Annotated in this window: 14 protein-coding genes; 7 read left to right on the top strand and 7 right to left on the bottom strand. The window is 72.3% G+C overall.

Going from position 1 to position 15,331, the window contains the following annotated elements; translation table 11 throughout:
* Positions 1-164: 164 nt before the first annotated feature.
* Positions 165-1,421 carry a class I SAM-dependent methyltransferase gene (locus AB0K36_RS30485; protein ID WP_364600442.1) on the top strand — a complete coding sequence of 419 codons (1,257 nt, stop codon included), beginning with the start codon at positions 165-167 and terminating at the stop codon, positions 1,419-1,421.
* Positions 1,422-1,697: 276 nt separating this feature from the next.
* Here the strand turns inward: AB0K36_RS30485 and AB0K36_RS30480 are convergent, their stop codons facing one another.
* From AB0K36_RS30480 to AB0K36_RS30465, 4 genes are all read right to left on the bottom strand, one after another.
* Entirely contained in the window at positions 1,698-2,447 is a 750-nt protein-coding gene (locus AB0K36_RS30480; RefSeq protein ID WP_364600440.1) for an anti-sigma factor, read from the bottom strand.
* Complete coding sequence (locus tag AB0K36_RS30475; protein ID WP_189475203.1) at positions 2,444-3,028, bottom strand: sigma-70 family RNA polymerase sigma factor; 585 nt, start codon at positions 3,026-3,028, stop codon at positions 2,444-2,446. The genes AB0K36_RS30480 and AB0K36_RS30475 overlap by 4 nt, the downstream gene beginning before the upstream one ends.
* 96 nt (positions 3,029-3,124) lie before the next feature.
* Positions 3,125-3,580 (bottom strand): ABA4-like family protein, encoded by a 456-nt coding sequence (locus AB0K36_RS30470; RefSeq protein WP_364600438.1) that lies wholly within the window; start codon positions 3,578-3,580, stop codon positions 3,125-3,127.
* Positions 3,577-4,542 carry a hypothetical protein gene (locus tag AB0K36_RS30465; protein ID WP_364600436.1) on the bottom strand — a complete coding sequence of 322 codons (966 nt, stop codon included), beginning with the start codon at positions 4,540-4,542 and terminating at the stop codon, positions 3,577-3,579. The genes AB0K36_RS30470 and AB0K36_RS30465 overlap by 4 nt, the downstream gene beginning before the upstream one ends.
* Positions 4,543-4,700: 158 nt before the next feature.
* Between AB0K36_RS30465 and AB0K36_RS30460 the strand changes: the two genes are divergently transcribed.
* A complete protein-coding gene (locus AB0K36_RS30460) occupies positions 4,701-5,324 on the top strand; it encodes a MerR family transcriptional regulator (protein WP_364600434.1) in 624 nt (207 codons plus the stop codon).
* Positions 5,325-5,719: 395 nt separating this feature from the next.
* Here AB0K36_RS30460 and AB0K36_RS30455 read toward each other — a convergent pair whose 3' ends face one another.
* A complete protein-coding gene (locus tag AB0K36_RS30455; protein ID WP_364600432.1) occupies positions 5,720-6,571 on the bottom strand; it encodes a siderophore-interacting protein in 852 nt (283 codons plus the stop codon).
* A 61-nt stretch (positions 6,572-6,632) separates the two neighbouring features.
* Positions 6,633-7,538: a 5'-3' exonuclease gene (locus AB0K36_RS30450; protein WP_364600472.1), complete on the bottom strand. Its 906-nt coding sequence runs from the start codon at positions 7,536-7,538 to the stop codon at positions 6,633-6,635.
* A 261-nt stretch (positions 7,539-7,799) separates the two neighbouring features.
* On the opposite strand from AB0K36_RS30450, the gene AB0K36_RS30445 reads away from it, so the two are divergent.
* From AB0K36_RS30445 to AB0K36_RS30430, 4 genes are all read left to right on the top strand, one after another.
* Positions 7,800-8,957, top strand: a complete 1,158-nt coding sequence (locus AB0K36_RS30445) for a quaternary amine ABC transporter ATP-binding protein (RefSeq protein WP_364600430.1) — start codon at positions 7,800-7,802, stop codon at positions 8,955-8,957.
* Complete coding sequence (locus AB0K36_RS30440; protein ID WP_364600428.1) at positions 8,950-11,574, top strand: ABC transporter permease/substrate binding protein; 2,625 nt, start codon at positions 8,950-8,952, stop codon at positions 11,572-11,574. The genes AB0K36_RS30445 and AB0K36_RS30440 overlap by 8 nt, the downstream gene beginning before the upstream one ends.
* A gap of 193 nt (positions 11,575-11,767) precedes the next feature.
* Positions 11,768-12,361, top strand: a complete 594-nt coding sequence (locus AB0K36_RS30435; RefSeq protein ID WP_364600426.1) for a helix-turn-helix domain-containing protein — start codon at positions 11,768-11,770, stop codon at positions 12,359-12,361.
* 9 nt (positions 12,362-12,370) lie between these two features.
* Positions 12,371-13,105, top strand: a complete 735-nt coding sequence (locus tag AB0K36_RS30430; protein WP_364600424.1) for a helical backbone metal receptor — start codon at positions 12,371-12,373, stop codon at positions 13,103-13,105.
* Here the strand turns inward: AB0K36_RS30430 and AB0K36_RS30425 are convergent.
* Positions 13,056-14,186 (bottom strand): TDT family transporter, encoded by a 1,131-nt coding sequence (locus tag AB0K36_RS30425; protein ID WP_364600422.1) that lies wholly within the window; start codon positions 14,184-14,186, stop codon positions 13,056-13,058. The two genes, AB0K36_RS30430 and AB0K36_RS30425, sit on opposite strands and share 50 nt — an antisense overlap.
* Before the next feature lie 70 nt (positions 14,187-14,256).
* Between AB0K36_RS30425 and AB0K36_RS30420 the strand changes: the two genes are divergently transcribed.
* The gene (locus AB0K36_RS30420) at positions 14,257-15,177 is read left to right on the top strand and encodes a LysR family transcriptional regulator (RefSeq protein WP_364600420.1); all 921 of its coding nucleotides are present in this window, start codon (positions 14,257-14,259) and stop codon (positions 15,175-15,177) included.
* Positions 15,178-15,331: the final 154 nt, after the last annotated feature.

The raw sequence follows: 15,331 nt of genomic DNA, 5'->3' as shown, positions 1-15,331 counted from the left end.
GGGACGACAGTGCATCGCAGGCGCACGGCCATGACGGGCGGCGGGGTGGCCGGACGGGTCCACGCCTTCCCGTCCGGGCCCGCCTACGGTGGCACGGCTACGGACCCGTCCGCGCGGACCGCCCGTTCGACCCGTCACCGCCATCTCCCTCAGGAGGGTGTCCAGTGAGCGTGCCCGTCATTTCCGCGACCCCGCGAACGGCGTCCGTCGACCCGCGCCGCCGGCCGGACGTCGCCCGCCTCCCCAAGTCCTCCTGGCTGCGCGCGGCGGCGGCGGAAAGGCGCATCCGGCACACGATCGGCCGGCTGCCGTTGCGGATACGGATCGCGGGAACCGAGCAATCCGTCGGTCGCGGCGGACCGTTGATGGAGGTTCGCGACCCGCACTCCTTCTTCCGCCGCACCGGCGCGAACGGGCTCACCGGCTTCAAGGAGTCCTACACGGCGGGCGAGTGGGACGCCACCGACCTCGTCGGTGTACTGACCGTGCTCGCCGAGCACGCCGACGCGCTGGCCCCCGAGGCGCCGGAGCGGACGCGCGGCGCCCGGCGTGCCGGTGAGCCCGCCCGGCACGACCGGACCCCCAAGGCCGCGCGGGCCGACGCCGCCCACGAACTGCTCTCCCTCTTCCTCGACGAGACGCTGACCTACTCCTGCGCGCTCTTCCGGGGTTTCCCCGCCGAGCACCGGCTGCTGCCCGCCGCCCAGCATCGCAAGATCGACCGGCTGCTCGACCTGGCACACGTCGGACCCGGCACGCAGCTGCTGGAGATGGGAAGCGGCAGGGGCGAGCTCGCGATACGGGCCGCCGCTCGCGGCGCGCGTGTCCTGACGGTGACGCACTCCGCCGAACAGCAGGCGCTCGCGGCGCGGCGTGTGCGCGCCGCCGGGGCGGGCGACCGGGTGACCGTCCTGCTGCGGGACTACCGCAGGGTGCTCGGCCGGTACGACGCCATCGTCGGCGTGGAGACGGTCGAGGCCGTGGGCGCAGGGTTCTGGCCGGAGTACCTGATGACGCTGGACCGGCTGCTCGCGCCGGGCGGACGGGTCGCTCTCCAGGCCGTGACGATGCCGCAGGAGCGGATGCCCGCCTCCCGTGCCGCGGTGAGCTGGGCGCAGAAGTACATCTGCCCCGCGGGGCCGCTGCCGTCGACCCAGGCGCTGGAGGAGTTCACCGGCCGGTGCACCGGACTGAGCGTCACCGCGCGGGAGGCGTTCGGCGCGCACTACGCGGAGACGCTGCGGCTCTGGCGCGAACGGTTCACCGCCCGCGCGGCCGACGCCGACGCCCTCGGCTTCGACGAGACGTTCCGCCGCCTGTGGCACTTCTGCCTGGCCCACGCGGAGGCGGGCTTCCGGTCCGGACTCCTTGACGTGCAGCAGCTCCAGCTGACGAAGCCCGCGGAGGGGACGCCCGGGTAGGGCCGGCTCACGGGGCGGCCGGGGGCGGCCGGGGACGCAGGCCGGTCCGGCCTGCGTCCGGTCCCGGTGGGGCCGGGCCGGAGAGCGTCTGCCGACGGGCGCCGGCCCGCCGGACCCCCGTGGAGGGGCCGGTCCCGCGGCGGCCGCCCGGGTCGGGAGAGCGTCTGCCGCAGCCCGCAGCCCGCAGCCCGCAGCCCGCAGCCCGCAGCCCGCAGCCCGCAGTCCGGTCGCCGGTGCACAGGACCGTGGGCCTCGGAGCCGTCGGCCGCCGGCCGGTCAGGCGGGCAGCGTCAGCAGGGCCAGCGGGTCGGAGGTCGGCTGCGCGGAGCCGCCTGCGGGTTCGACGGTGACGCCGATGCCGGAGGCGCCGTCCAACGGCCCCTCCATCACCGCCGCCCCCGTGGCGCCCGACACGTCCATGAGGCCGGCGGACCTCATGGAACCGCCGTCGGCGAACCAGAGTTGGTACACCTTGCCCTCGGGCGGGTTCGGCAGCCCGGAGGCGAGGAACGCCGCCTTGTCCAGGGTCCGTGAGACGACCACCGTGCCGGTCGCACCCTTCGCGAACCCGCCGGAGACCGCCTTGGCGTCCGGGGCGGCGAGCACCGAGGCCAGGTCCGCCGCCCGGCGTTCGGTACGCCGCGCCGCGTCGCGGGCGTCCTGCGCCTCCTGGTACTGCCAGAGAGCCACCGAGCCGAACGTGGCCGCCGCCGCGACGCTCGCGGCCAGCGCGAAGCGGGAGAGCGCTCGCCCGCGCCGCGTGCCGCCGCGCCTGCTCTGACGCGGTACGACCGGCGGCGCCTGGCGCTCCGCCGCGACCCGGGCCATCACCCGCTGCTTGAGCACCGGCGGGGGCACGACGGCGACCGCCGAGGCCAGCTTGCCCGTGGTGGCGGCCAGTTCGCGCACCTCCTCGGAGCACGACGGGCAGCCCGGAAGATGCCGCTCGAAGTCGGCGTGCTCCTCGGGCGGCAGCGCGTGCAGCACATAGGCGCCCGTGAGCAGGTGCAGATCACCGGTGTTCACGCGCACACCCCCAGGCAGTCGCGCAACCGGATGAGTCCGTCCCGCAGGCGGGTCTTGACCGTGCCCAGCGGAACGGACAGCAGCTCGGCGACCTCCCGGTACGTCAGCCCGCGGTAGTAGGCGAGCGTCACCGACTCGTGCTGAAGCTCCGTCAGGGCGCGCAGACAGCGCCGTACCTGCTCACGCTCGAGCCGGGCGTCCACCTGCTCGGTGACCTCGTCGTACGCGGGCGTACGCTCCAGCAGCGCCGCCCGCCGCTCGCGGTCGGTCGCGGCCTGCGCCGACCGCACCCGGTCGACGGCCCGCCGGTGGGCGAGCGTGAGGATCCATGTCATCGCGGAGCCCCGGGACGGCTGGTAGCGGGCGGCCGAGCGCCAGATCTCGAGCAGCACTTCCTGCGCCACCTCCTCCGATTGGGCCGGGTCCCGCAGAACCGTGCGGACCAGGCCGAGGACGCTGCCGCCGACCGCGTCGTACACCTGGGAGAAGGCGTTCTGGTCGCCTCTGGCCACCAGGCCGAGCAGTTCCTGAAGATCCGGGCCCGCAGAGGCGGGCCCACCGATGTGTACGGCTGCTTTCACGCGGCGATCCTCCACGGTGCGGACGCGTCGAAGGGACATTCCACCGGGCATTCGTAGCCGGACGCCCGGCGGATCGGTGCGGTCCGCGGCATGGTGTCACGATCGCACGAGTGCCTCCCCGCCGGCCGGGCTGCGATGTGCCGGGCGGGCGGCCCGCACGACGAGGAAGACCATCAGACCGATCGGCGAGAGCAGGATGGTCAGCACCAGCAGCGGCCCCATCACCAAGGGGTGGACGCCGAGCCGCCGTGCCTCGCGGTACATCCACTGACCGAGCAGCAGATCCCATGCGAGGACCTGCGCCCAGACGGCGCCCGCGCCGTTCGCACGGGCGGTGAGGTCACGGAACACGTCGATGTCGGGGCTGCTGACCGCGGCCCACAACTCGGGGAACACCGGGATCGCCATGGCGAGATGGACGAGGAGCACGGGGAGGACGGTCAGCGGTGAGGCCGCGACGCGGGCCGTGAGCCGACGGTGCGGCGCGAAAATCATCAGCAGCCAGACGGGGGCGACGAGATAGAAGGACAGTTCGAAGAGGAAACCGGTCATGCCGCGAGCTCCTTGTGTGTGTCCGATGTGTCGGATCGGGTGGTCCCGCCGGCCCCGCCCGTCCGGTCGACGGGCGGTGTGGTCCCGCGCAGCGCCGCCCAGGTACCGGCGGCCGCGGCGAGTAGGAGGACGGCGGCGGCTGCGAGCGTCGGCCCGTCCGGGCGTACCAGGGCCTGCCCGCGCAGCGCCTGCCACGTCACCAGGGCGAAGACCCCGGTGTACGTCCCTGATGCCACGAGGACCAGCCGCAACCGGACGCGTTCGTCACGCAGCCGGGCGAAACGCGGGGCGAGTACGACCAGGGCGAGCAGGACGAAGGGGAGGACCTGGAGCGCGTGCAGGCCCACGAAGTGAGGCACCCTCAGGTCCCCGCCCGTCATCTCCCAGCCGGTCAGCGGCATCGAAGGGCCGCCGTCCGGCACTCCGACACCGTGCGCGCCGACGACCTCCGGATTCCCCGTCTCCGCCTCCACGCGCTGCCCGGGCGTCGGCCGCGCCATCCGGAATCCGATCAGGGCACCGGCCAGAGAGAGCACGGAGCCGCAACGGACGGCCCAGGCCGATGCGCGGTCGGCGGGCCCGGTACGGAAGAGCAGTACGGCGATGACCAGGGCAGCGGCCCAGAGCACGACGACGGTCACGGCCATGGTGTCGAACAGCGCCTTGTCGAAAGGCGTTTCGTTGTTGAAGTGGCTGCGCCTACCGCGCATCGCCTGACCCGTGATCAGGACCATCTCGATCGCGCTTGCGACGGCGACGACGGTGCCGGCCCACCAGCCCGCGCGCCGGAAGCGCGGCAGCAACGACAGCATCCAGGCGAGGGACAGCGCGTAGGCGAGGAAGGAGGCCGAGAACTTGAAGGGCTTGAACCAGACCGGTGATCCTGCGACGAGCCGGTCGTCCACCGCCAGCCCCACGGCCGTCGTCACGGTCAGCACCGCCATCGAGGCGGCGAACATCATGAGCGGCCGGTGCCAGGCTAGCCAGGGTGGTGAGGACGCGGAAGAAGACATGGATGTACCCCCGGGGAAATTATGGATAGTGGCGCTTACCGCTATCAGATAGTGGAACTATCTATGATGGGGGCAGAGGATGGCAAGAGGCGAAGGGTGAACGCGCAGTGCGCATCGGTGAGTTGAGTCGCAGGACCGGGGTGCCGGTACCGACGATCAAGTACTACGTACGCGAAGGGCTGTTGTCGGCAGGGGAGTTGACCAGTCCGAACCAGGCGAGCTACTCCGACGCGCACGAACGAAGGCTCCGGCTGATCCGCGCACTGCTGGAGGTGGGCGGTCTCTCCGTCGCCTCGATCAGGGACGTGCTCGGGGCCGTCGACGACCCGGACAGGTCGGTCCACAAGGTGCTCGGCGCGGCCACGGACGGGCTCGTGCCCAGGTACGCGAACGGCGACGAGTCCCCGGCCGCCCGCGAGAAGGTCCGCGAACTGATCGCGCGCCGCGGCTGGCGCGTGGATTCGGCCCACCCCGCGGCGGAGGCGCTGACGGAGGCGCTGGCGGCGCTGGAACGGGTGGGGCACGGCGCGTTCGCCGAAGTGCTCGACGACTACGCGTCCGCGGCGGAGACCGTGGCCCGCGCGGACCTCGCCCACGTGGGACGGCACATCGGTCTGGACGACCTGGTGGAGGGGGTGGTGGTCGGCACGGTGATCGGTGACGCGATGCTGATGGCGCTGCGGCGCCTGGCGCAGACGGACGGGTCGTCGCGGGCGTACGGGGAGGGCTGACGCTCGCGTCCCGCCTGCGGCGGGCTTGTTCCCCTCCCCGCCCCTTCCCGAACCGGGGCAGGCCCCGGACCCCGTACCGCCCTGCGGGCGGCGTACCGCGCTTCGCGCGGTGCCCTCAAGCTCCCCCTACGGCCTGGCGGCCGTGGGAGGTGCCCCCGGGCGGGCTGACTTTGTCAGCCTCGCCGGCGTTTGAGGCGCGGGGGTCCGGTGGGGGTCCCCCCACGCCGCCAGGCGTAGGGGGAGGAGCCCCCGAAACACCGCGCGGAGCGCGGTACGGGTCCGGGCGGAGCCCGGTTTCGGGAAGGGGCGGGTAGGGGAACAGCCCCGCGCAGCGGCCACCGCCCCCGCGCAGCGGCCACCGCCCCCGCACCGCGGCCACCGCCCCCGCCCGAACCTCAGGCGCCCCGTTCCTGCTCGCGTTCCACCTGCTCGTTCCACTCGCGCTTCACCGCGCGCCACGCCTCGTCCGTCTGGCCCAGGCGCCAGTAACCCGAGATGGACAGGTGCTCCTTCGGTACGCCCCGCTCGACCCGGAGCAGCCGGCGCAGTTCCTTCACGCATGCCGCCTCGCCGTGGACGAACGCGCAGACCTTGCCCTCCGGGAAGTCCAGTGCCGTCACCGCTTCGACGAGTGCCTCGCCGACCGGGCGGGCGCCTCGGTGGAGCCAGGTGATGCCGACCCCGTCCGGGGTGGCGGTCTTCTGTTCGTCCGCGGGGCCGTCGACCTCGACGAAGGCGTGGACGACGGCGCCGGCCGGCATCCGCTCCAGCGACGCCGCGATCGCCGGCAGCGCGCTCTCGTCGCCTGCCAGCAGGTGCCAGTCCGCGTCCGGGGCCGGGGCGTAGCCCCCGCCGGGGCCGAGGAGGCGCATCGTGTCGCCGGCGCGGGCGCGGGCGGCCCACGGGCCGGCCAGGCCCTCGTCGCCGTGGACGACGAAGTCGATCGTCAGCTCGCGGTGGGCGGCGTCCCAGGCCCGCACGGTGTACGTGCGGTTGGCGGGCCACTGGTCGCGCGGGAACTCCGCGCGGATCCGGTCGAGGTCGAACGGCTCCGGGTACGTGACGCCGTCGGCAGGGAAGACCAGCTTCACGTAGTGGTCGGTGTACCCGCCGAGCTCGAACGCCGCCAGCCCTTCGCCCCCGAGCACCACCCGCACCATGTGTGGGGTGATCTGCTCGGTGCGCACCACCTGCGCCTCATGGACCTTCGGTGACGTGCGGGCCGGACGTTCCGCTCGGTCTGCCACGGCGTTACTCCCTGGACGATCGGTGCTTAGGCTTACCTAAGTTAACACCTCGCCCGGTGGCTCAGCGCTTCAGGGCGTTCAGCAGCCGGACGACCGCGCCGCCGAGCCCCCACCGCTCCGTCAGCCGGTCGAGGGCCACCGGGTCGCGGGGCGCGCTCGGCAGTGCGGCGTCGAACTCCGGCAGCGTCACGTCGGAGGCGACCTTGACGACCTTCGGGGCGACGGTGACGTAGCCCCTGGCCTCGTCCAGCCGCCGGCGCTGCGTCGGAGTGAGCTTGGAGCCGCGGTCGCCGACCGCCGCCATGATCCCGTCCAGGTCGCCGTACGTGTCGAGGAGCTTGGCCGCGGTCTTCTCGCCGATGCCCGGGACGCCGGGCAGTCCGTCGCTCGGGTCGCCCCTGAGCAGAGCAAGGTCCACATAGCCGGGCCCGTCGACGCCGTACCGCTCGCGCAGCCAGGCCTCGTCCGTCGTCTGGAGCGTGCCGACCCCCTTGAGCGGATACAGCACCCGGCGTTCGCGCGCGTCGTCGACCAGCTGGAACAGGTCGCGGTCGCCGGTGACGATGTCGACCGGGCCGGTGGCCCGCGCGGTGAGCGTGCCGATGATGTCGTCCGCCTCGTAGCCGTCGGCGCCGACGCGGGCGATGCCGACAGCTGCCAGTACGGCCTCGATCACCGGGACCTGGGGGGTCAGGGTGTCGGGGACCACTTCCTCGTCGGGGCCCTGGTCGTGCTCGGCCGCGACACGGTGCGCCTTGTACGAGGGGATCAGGTCGACGCGCCACTGGGGCCGCCAGTCGTTGTCCCAGCAGGCGACCAGATCGTCCGGGTGGTGGTCCTGGACCAGTCGTGCGATGAAGTCGATCAGCCCGCGCACCGCGTTGACCGGTGTGCCGTCGGGTGCCCGGACCGAGTCGGGGACTCCGTGGTAGGCCCGGAAGTAGAGGGAAGCGGTGTCGAGGAGCATCAGGCGTCGGGTCACAGGGACGATGATGCCGCACCCCACCGACAGGCGGCCCGCTGCCAGAGCCGGGGCCTTCGGAGGTTGCCGGAAAGTGAACCGGGTCACACTTTCGTTTGACTTCTGAACGCCGGGGGAGGCGCGGAGCCGGAGCGAACCCGGTTGTGATTTCAACAATTGCACCGGGCAAGCGGGCAGACCCCGTCGCGTTCCACGGCCTGCCGGCGGGGGTGGCGGGCCGTTCCCGGTTCGACCCGTGAGGTGTATGTGTCCAGGCTGCAGGCCGAGCACTTGTACAAGGTGTTCGGCAGACGACCCGATGAAGCGGTGACCAGGCTCGAAGGCGGCGCGGACCGCGACGAGCTGCGCGCCGACGGAACGACCGCAGCGGTCATCGACGCCTCCTTCACCGTCGAGCCGGGCCAGATATTCGTCGTCATGGGTCTGTCCGGGTCCGGCAAGTCCACGCTGCTGCGCATGCTCAACGGGCTCCTCGAGCCGACCGCCGGACGCGTCCTCTTCGACGGCGAGGACCTGACGGCCCTGAGCCCCCGCGATCTGCGGGCCGTGCGCTCCACCAAGATCAGCATGGTGTTCCAGCACTTCGCCCTCTTCCCGCACCGCAGCGTCCTCGAGAACGCCGGCTACGGCCTCGAGGTGCAGGGCGTTCCCCGCGCCGAACGCGACAAGCGTGCCGCGGAGGCCCTCGAGCTGGCCGGCCTCGGCGGCTGGGAGAACTCCTGGCCCGACGAGCTCTCCGGCGGCATGCAGCAGCGCGTCGGCCTCGCCCGCGCACTCGCCACCGACGCCGACCTGCTGCTGATGGACGAGTCCTTCAGCGCCCTGGACCCGCTGATCCGCCGCGACATGCAGGACCAGCTCCTGGAGCTCCAGAAGCGGCTGAAGAAGACCATCGTCTTCATCACCCACGACCTCAACGAGGCCATGCGGCTCGGTGACTCGATCGCGGTGATGCGTGACGGCAGGATCGTCCAGCTCGGCACCGCGGAGGACATCCTCGTCACGCCCGCCAACGACTACGTGGCCTCCTTCACCCAGGACGTCGACCGATCCCGTGTGCTCACCGCGGGCGCGATCATGGCGGACCCGGAGACGGCGTACGGCACCAGGACGGACAGCGGCAAGGTCATGCGCAATGCCAAGGACGTGCTGGCCGCCGCGCCCGCCACGGTCCCCGCGTCCACGCCGATCATCGAGCTGTTCACGCCCTGCTCGACCAGCGGTACGGCCGTCGCCGTCACCGACGACGAGGGCGAGCTCATCGGCGTCGTGCCGAGGGCCCGTCTCCTCGCCGTCCTCGGCGAACCGATGACGCCGACCACGCCGCCCGCCGTGCCGGCGCAGCCCGCACCCGCCCCCGCGAAGTCCGCCGCCCCGGCGGACAAGGCGGTGGCCAGTGCCTAGGATCCACCTCGGCGACTGGGTCGACAGCGGTGTCGACCGGCTCCAGCGCCATCTGTCCTGGCTGTTCGACGCGATCAGCTCGCTCGTCACCGGGATGTACGACGGCATCGACGCGGCCCTCTCGGCTCCCGCGCCGCTGCTCTTCGCCGGCATCCTCGCGGTCGTCGCCTGGTGGCTGCGCGGGCTGCTCGCCGGTGTCCTCGCCTTCGCGGGCTTCGCGCTGATCGACTCCATCGAACTGTGGGAAGACGCCATGTCGACCCTGTCGCTGGTGCTCGTCGCCACTCTTGTGACGCTGGTGATCGCCGTCCCGCTCGGCATCTGGGCCTCGCGGTCGAAGACGGTCAGCACGGTCGTCCGGCCGGTGCTCGACTTCATGCAGACCATGCCCGCGATGGTCTACCTGATCCCCGGCATCATCTTCTTCGGCGTCGGCGTGGTCCCCGGCATCATCGCCACGATCATCTTCGCCCTGCCGCCCGGCGTGCGGATGACCGAGCTCGGTATCCGCCAGGTCGACGAGGAGCTCGTCGAGGCCGCGGAGGCCTTCGGCACCACCCCGCGCAACACCCTGCTGCGGGTGCAGCTCCCGCTCGCCCTGCCGACGATCATGGCCGGCATCAACCAGGTCATCATGCTGGGCCTGTCCATGGTCGTCATCGCGGGCATGGTCGGCGGCGGCGGCCTCGGCGGCGCCGTCTACCGGGCCATCGGCAACGTCGACATCGGCCTCGGCTTCGAGGCCGGCGTGTCCATCGTCATCCTGGCCATGTACCTCGACCGGATGACCGGTGCGCTGGGCAGCCAGGTCTCGCCGCTCGGCCGCCGCGCGCTCGCCAAGGCGCGCGCCATGGCCGGTGGGCTGAAGATCTGGGACCACCGCCCGCAGCCCGCCGTCGCGGTCGTCGGCATCGTCGTCCTCGCCCTGGTCGCCGGCGGCATGGGCATGTTCGGCGCCGCGAAGTCGGACACCGCCGCCGGCGCGTCTCGGATCGGCGACGGCAAGAAGGTCTCCATCGGCTACATCCCGTGGGACGAGGGCATCGCCTCCACCTTCCTCTGGAAGGAGCTGCTGGAGCGGCGCGGCTTCGAGGTCGAGACCAAGCAGCTGGAGGCCGGTTCGCTCTACACCGGTCTCGCCGGCGGTCAGATCGACTTCCAGACCGACGCCTGGCTGCCGGTCACCCACGCCTCCTACATGGACAAGTACGGCGACAAGCTCGAGGACCTGGGCTCCTGGTACGGCCCCACCTCGCTGGAGCTGTCCGTGCCCTCGTACATGAAGGGCGTCGACTCCCTCGAGGACCTCAAGGGCCGGTCGGCGGAGTTCAAGGGCCGGATCGTCGGCATCGAGCCGAGCGCCGGGATGATGGGCATCCTCAAGGACAAGGTCCTGAAGGACTACGGCCTCGAGGGCGAGTACAAGGTCGTCGACGGCTCCACGCCCGGCATGCTGGCCGAGCTGAAGCGCGCCTACGACAAGAAGGAGCCCATCGTCACCACCCTGTGGTCGCCGCACTGGGCGTACAGCACCTACGACCTGAAGAAGCTCAAGGACCCCAAGGGCTCCTGGGGCAAGGGCGACGGCGTGCACACCCTCGCGCGCAAGGGCTTCGCTGCGGAGTACCCCGAGGTCGGCAGGTGGCTGAAGAACTTCAAGATGACCGAGGAGCAGCTCACCGGTCTCGAGGCGCAGATCCAGGAGACGGGCAAGGGCAAGGAGCAGGAAGCCGTCCGCACCTGGCTCGAGGACAACCCGGATCTGGCCGACACCTGGGCCCCCGCCGGCAAGGCCGGCAAGGCGGCGAAGGGCGGCAAGGACGAGCGTGACCGCGCCCTGAACGTCGCCTGGTTCCCGTGGGAGGAGGACATCGCCGCCACCTACCTGTGGAAGGCGGTCCTCGAGGAGCGCGGCTACACGATGAACCTCAAGCAGTTCGAGGTCGGCCCGATGTACACGGCTCTCTCCCGCGGCCAGATCGATGTGCAGTTCGACGGCTGGCTGCCGACCACACAGAAGAAGTACTGGGACAAGTACGGCGACCGGCTCACCGACCTCGGCTCCTGGTACGGACCGACCTCGCTGGAGCTCGCCGTGCCCTCGTACGTCGACGGGGTCGACTCCCTCGACGACCTCAAGGGGCGCGGCGGCGACTTCAAGGGCCGGATCGTCGGCATCGAGCCGGGCACGGAGACCATGAACATCCTCAAGAACAAGGTCCTGCCGGACTACGGTCTGGAGGACGAGTTCGAGGTCGTCGACAGCTCCACCCCGGGCATGCTCGCCGAGCTGAAGCGCGCGTACGCCAAGAAGGAGCCGATCGCGGTCATGCTGTGGACCCCGCACTGGGCCTACAGCGAGTACGGCCTCACCAAGCTCGCGGACCCGAAGAAGTCCTTCGGCGAGGGCGACGAGATCCACACCGTCGCCTCCAAGGACTTCCCGAAGCAGTACCCGCAGCTCACGAAGTGGTTCAAGGACTTCGAGCTCAGCGAGAAGCAGCTCGCCGGCCTGGAGAACGAGATCCAGAAGCACGGCACGGGACACGAGGAGGAAGCCGTCAAGGCCTGGATGGAGAAGAACCCGGGTATCGCGGACGAGATCGCACCGCGGTAGCCGTCCGGACGCCTCCGCCCGGAAGCTCCACCGAAGGGGTGGGTCCCGCCGAACCGGCGGGACCCACCCCTTTCCGGTGTCTCTTTCACCCCGCTCCGGCCCGCTCCCCGGCCTTCGCTCGTGCGCTTGTCGAGTACGGGTGGACGGATGGTGCGTATGGTGAGACAGGACCCAGGGGAGGGGAGCCCGGCCCATGGACGCGAAGGACGCGAAGGACATGAAGGAGAGGGAAGAGCCTCTCCGGGTGGGTGCCGCCGTGCGCAAACGCCGACGGGCCCTCGGCCTCACGCTGGCCGCCGTCGCCGCCCGCAGCGGCCTCTCCGTGCCCTTCCTCAGCCAGATCGAGAACGAGCGGGCCCACCCGAGCATGCGCTCGCTCCAGCGGGTCTCCGACGCCCTCGACACCTCCGCGGAACGGCTGCTCGCGGCCTCCGACTCCGCTCGCACGGTGGACGTCGTGCGCGCGGGCGACGACGCCAGGACCTCCGGGCCGTCCGACGGCGTCCGCGCCCTGGTGCGCGGGCAGCACCAGCTCCACGCGCTGGAATTCAGCGGCGAGAAGGAGACGGGCCGGGAGTTCGAGCACCGTAACGACGAGCTGCTGTACGTCGCGGACGGGGCGGTGGAGGTCGAGGCCGAGGGCCGGGCCTACCGGCTCGGCCCCGGCGACGCGCTGTTCCTCTCCGGCGGTGTACGCCACCGCTGGCGCGCCACCACCCCGGACACCCGCATCCTCGTCGTCTCCGTCTCCGACCACATCGCCACGACCACCGACCCGCGGGGCTGAGGCGGACCGGTGCGTGTCGTCTCCCTGGTGCCCTCGCTGACCGAAGCCGTCGCGGCCACCGCGCCGGGGCTCCTCGTGGGAGTCACCGACTGGTGCACCCACCCGCCCGGACTCGACGCGGCACGCGTCGGCGGCACCAAGAACCCGGACGTGCCGGCCGTACTGCGGCTGCGGCCCGATCTCGTGATCGCCAACGAGGAGGAGAACCGGGAACCCGACCTGACCGCCCTGCGTGAGGCGGGCGTCGAGGTGCTGGTGACCGAGGTACGCGACCTCGACCAGGCCTTCTCGGAGCTCGAAAGGGTCCTGGTCACCGGCTGCTCCCTCGCCCGGCCGCGCTGGCTGGACGAGGCGCGCCGGGCATGGGCGGCGGTGGAACCGCTGCCGGAACTGCGCGCCGTCGTGCCGGTCTGGCGCCGTCCGTGGATGGTGCTCGGCCGCGACACCTTCGCCGGGGACCTGCTCGCCAGGCTCGGCGTCGTGAACGTGTACGCACAGCACCCCGAGCGCTACCCGCGCATCCCGCTCCAGGAGCTGACGGCAAGCGGCGCGCAGGCCGTCGTCCTGCCCGACGAGCCGTACCGCTTCACCGCCGACGACGGCCCGGAGGCCTTTCCCGGCCTGCCCGCCGCGCTCGTCGACGGAAGGTACCTGACCTGGTACGGCCCCTCCCTCCGCAGTGCGCCCGCGGAGCTCAGCGCGGCGCTCGCAGCAGCTCACCGCGCAGCAGACCGCGCAGGGTGAGCGTTCCGGCGACCGCCCAGGCCACCACCAGGAAGCCGTAGAGCGCCGTCGCGGTCCACTGGTACGCCACAAGGCCCGTGCGGTCCGCGAGGCTCTGGGCGCCGGTCACACACGTGCCCACCGGGAAGGTGAAGGCCCACCAGCCCAGCGTGAACGGCATACCGCGCCGGGCGGCCCGCACCACCATCGCCGCCGCGAGGGTCAGCCACAGCAGAGCGAAGCCCATGACGGGCACGCCGTACACGACGGCGAGCACGCCCATGCCCGACGCGTACGGCGCGTCGAGCACCCCTGGCGCCGCGTCGGCCAGCTTGTTCACGGCGGTGGTCGACTGGCCCAGCGGGCCGAGCACCAGAAACAGCGCCGGGGTCGTCGCGAGCGGCAGCGGGCCGTGGTGCACGAGCCGGGAGAAGACCATCGTCAGGATCAGCAGTGTCGCCAGCAGACTCAGCCCGAACATCGCGTAGCAGCCGAACAGTGCCGCCTCACGCCACTGACCCGGCGGCAGATACGGCACCAGGAGCGGCCCCGACGCCGCGGACACCATCGGCGCGACGACGGGCAACAGCCACACGGGTGAGGCGCCGCCGGCCTCGACCCTGTGCCGCACCACCATCAGATACGGCACCGCGACGGCACCCACGAGTCCGACGGTCGTCCCCGCCCCGAACAGCGCGAACGCGACGGCCACCGCCGGCCCCTCGCCCACCACGCCCCGGCCGACCGTGAGCGTGCCCGTGCCGACGGCGAGCAGGGCCATCGAAAGACAGCCGTAGAACGGGGCCACGGCGGGGTCCAGGAGATGGGCGCGCGCCTGGTCCCGGTGGCGGACCCAGTGCCCCGTACGGCCGGCCACGACCGTGGCGAGCAGCACCACCGACAGCGCCCAGACGCCGGTGAGCACCGGCCCCCGACCCGGGACGTCCAGAGGCAGCGCGGCGCCGGCGCTCGCGACGACGGCCGTTCCCATGACGGCCGCGTACCAGTTGGGACCGAGATGCCGCAGGGCCGGCGTCCGGGGCGCGACGGTGATCCGGACCGGCTCCGGCGGGCGGGGGAGCGACTGTACAGCGGTGACCATGACGCCACGTTCGCCGACGCCCGCCGCCCCCACCAGGGACCTTCTCCCTATCGCCTCATAAGCTGGTCTTATGAGCGAAGAGCAACATGTGCCGCTGGCACACCGAGTGCCCGACCTGGGGGCGCTGGAACTGCTGCTCGCCGTCGCCCGCCACGGAAGCCTCGGGCGCGCGGCCCGCGAAGTCGGCATCACCCAGCCCGCCGCGAGCAGCCGCATCCGCTCCATGGAACGCCAGCTGGGCGTCGCCCTCGTCGACCGCTCCCCGCGCGGATCCCGGCTGACCGAAGCGGGCGCGCTCGTCACCGACTGGGCCCGGCGGATCGTGGAGGCGGCGGAGGCGTTCGACGCCGGCGCCCAGGCGCTGCGGGGCCGCCGGGACTCGCGGCTGCGGGTCGCGGCAAGCATGACGATCGCCGAGTACCTGCTGCCCGGCTGGCTCATCGCGCTGCGCGCACAGCGCCCCGACACGGCGGTCTCGCTGATCGCGGGCAACTCGTCGGCCGTCGCGGAACGGCTGCTCTCCGGGGAGGCCGACCTCGGCTTCGTCGAGGGCCTCGCCGTACCGGAAGGCCTCGACGGCACCGTCATCGGCCACGACCGGCTGTTCGTGGTCGTGGCCCCCGGGCACGCCTGGGCACGGCGGCGCCGGGCCCCGCTGACCCCCGAGGAACTGGCCAGGACACGGCTCGTCCTGCGGGAACGGGGCTCCGGCACACGGCAGGTGCTCGACTCGGCGCTCTCCCGCCACGGCGGGCTCTCCGCGCCGCTGATGGAACTGGCCTCCACCACCGCGGTGAAGGCGGCGGCCGTCAGCGGAGCGGGTCCCGCGGTCCTCAGCGAGCTTGCGGTGACGGAAGAACTGTCCTCGCGGCGCCTGACGCGGGTGCCGGTGGAAGGGGTGGCCCTCGAACGCGACCTCCGCGCGGTCTGGCCGCACGCGCAGCGGCCGGTGGGGCCGGCGCGGGAGCTGCTGGGACTGACGCGGGGATGACGGTGGGGGCCGCTGCGCGGGGCGTTTCCCCTAACCCGCCCCTTCCCGAAACCGGGGCAGGCCCCGGGCCCCGTGCCGCCCTGCGGGCGGCGTACCGCGCTTCGCGCGGTGCCCTCAAGCGCCGGGCGGGCTGAAGTTGCCTGGCAACTTCAGC

Origin of the sequence: Streptomyces kurssanovii (assembly GCF_040677245.1) — a bacterium.
Classification (GTDB): domain Bacteria; phylum Actinomycetota; class Actinomycetes; order Streptomycetales; family Streptomycetaceae; genus Streptomyces; species Streptomyces kurssanovii.
The sequence above is the reverse complement of the archived record's forward strand: the minus strand, read 5'-3'. Positions and strand labels throughout refer to the sequence as shown.

Coding starts and splice junctions, on each gene's coding strand:
- AB0K36_RS30470 (WP_364600438.1), bottom strand. CDS start 3,580: ATGACCGGTTTCCTCTTCGAACTGTCCTTCTATCTCGTCGCCCCCGTC.
- AB0K36_RS30465 (WP_364600436.1), bottom strand. CDS start 4,542: ATGATGTTCGCCGCCTCGATGGCGGTGCTGACCGTGACGACGGCCGTG.
- AB0K36_RS30450 (WP_364600472.1), bottom strand. CDS start 7,538: ATGCTCCTCGACACCGCTTCCCTCTACTTCCGGGCCTACCACGGAGTC.
- AB0K36_RS30435 (WP_364600426.1), top strand. CDS start 11,768: ATGGACGCGAAGGACGCGAAGGACATGAAGGAGAGGGAAGAGCCTCTC.
- AB0K36_RS30425 (WP_364600422.1), bottom strand. CDS start 14,186: ATGGTCACCGCTGTACAGTCGCTCCCCCGCCCGCCGGAGCCGGTCCGG.
- AB0K36_RS30420 (WP_364600420.1), top strand. CDS start 14,257: ATGAGCGAAGAGCAACATGTGCCGCTGGCACACCGAGTGCCCGACCTG.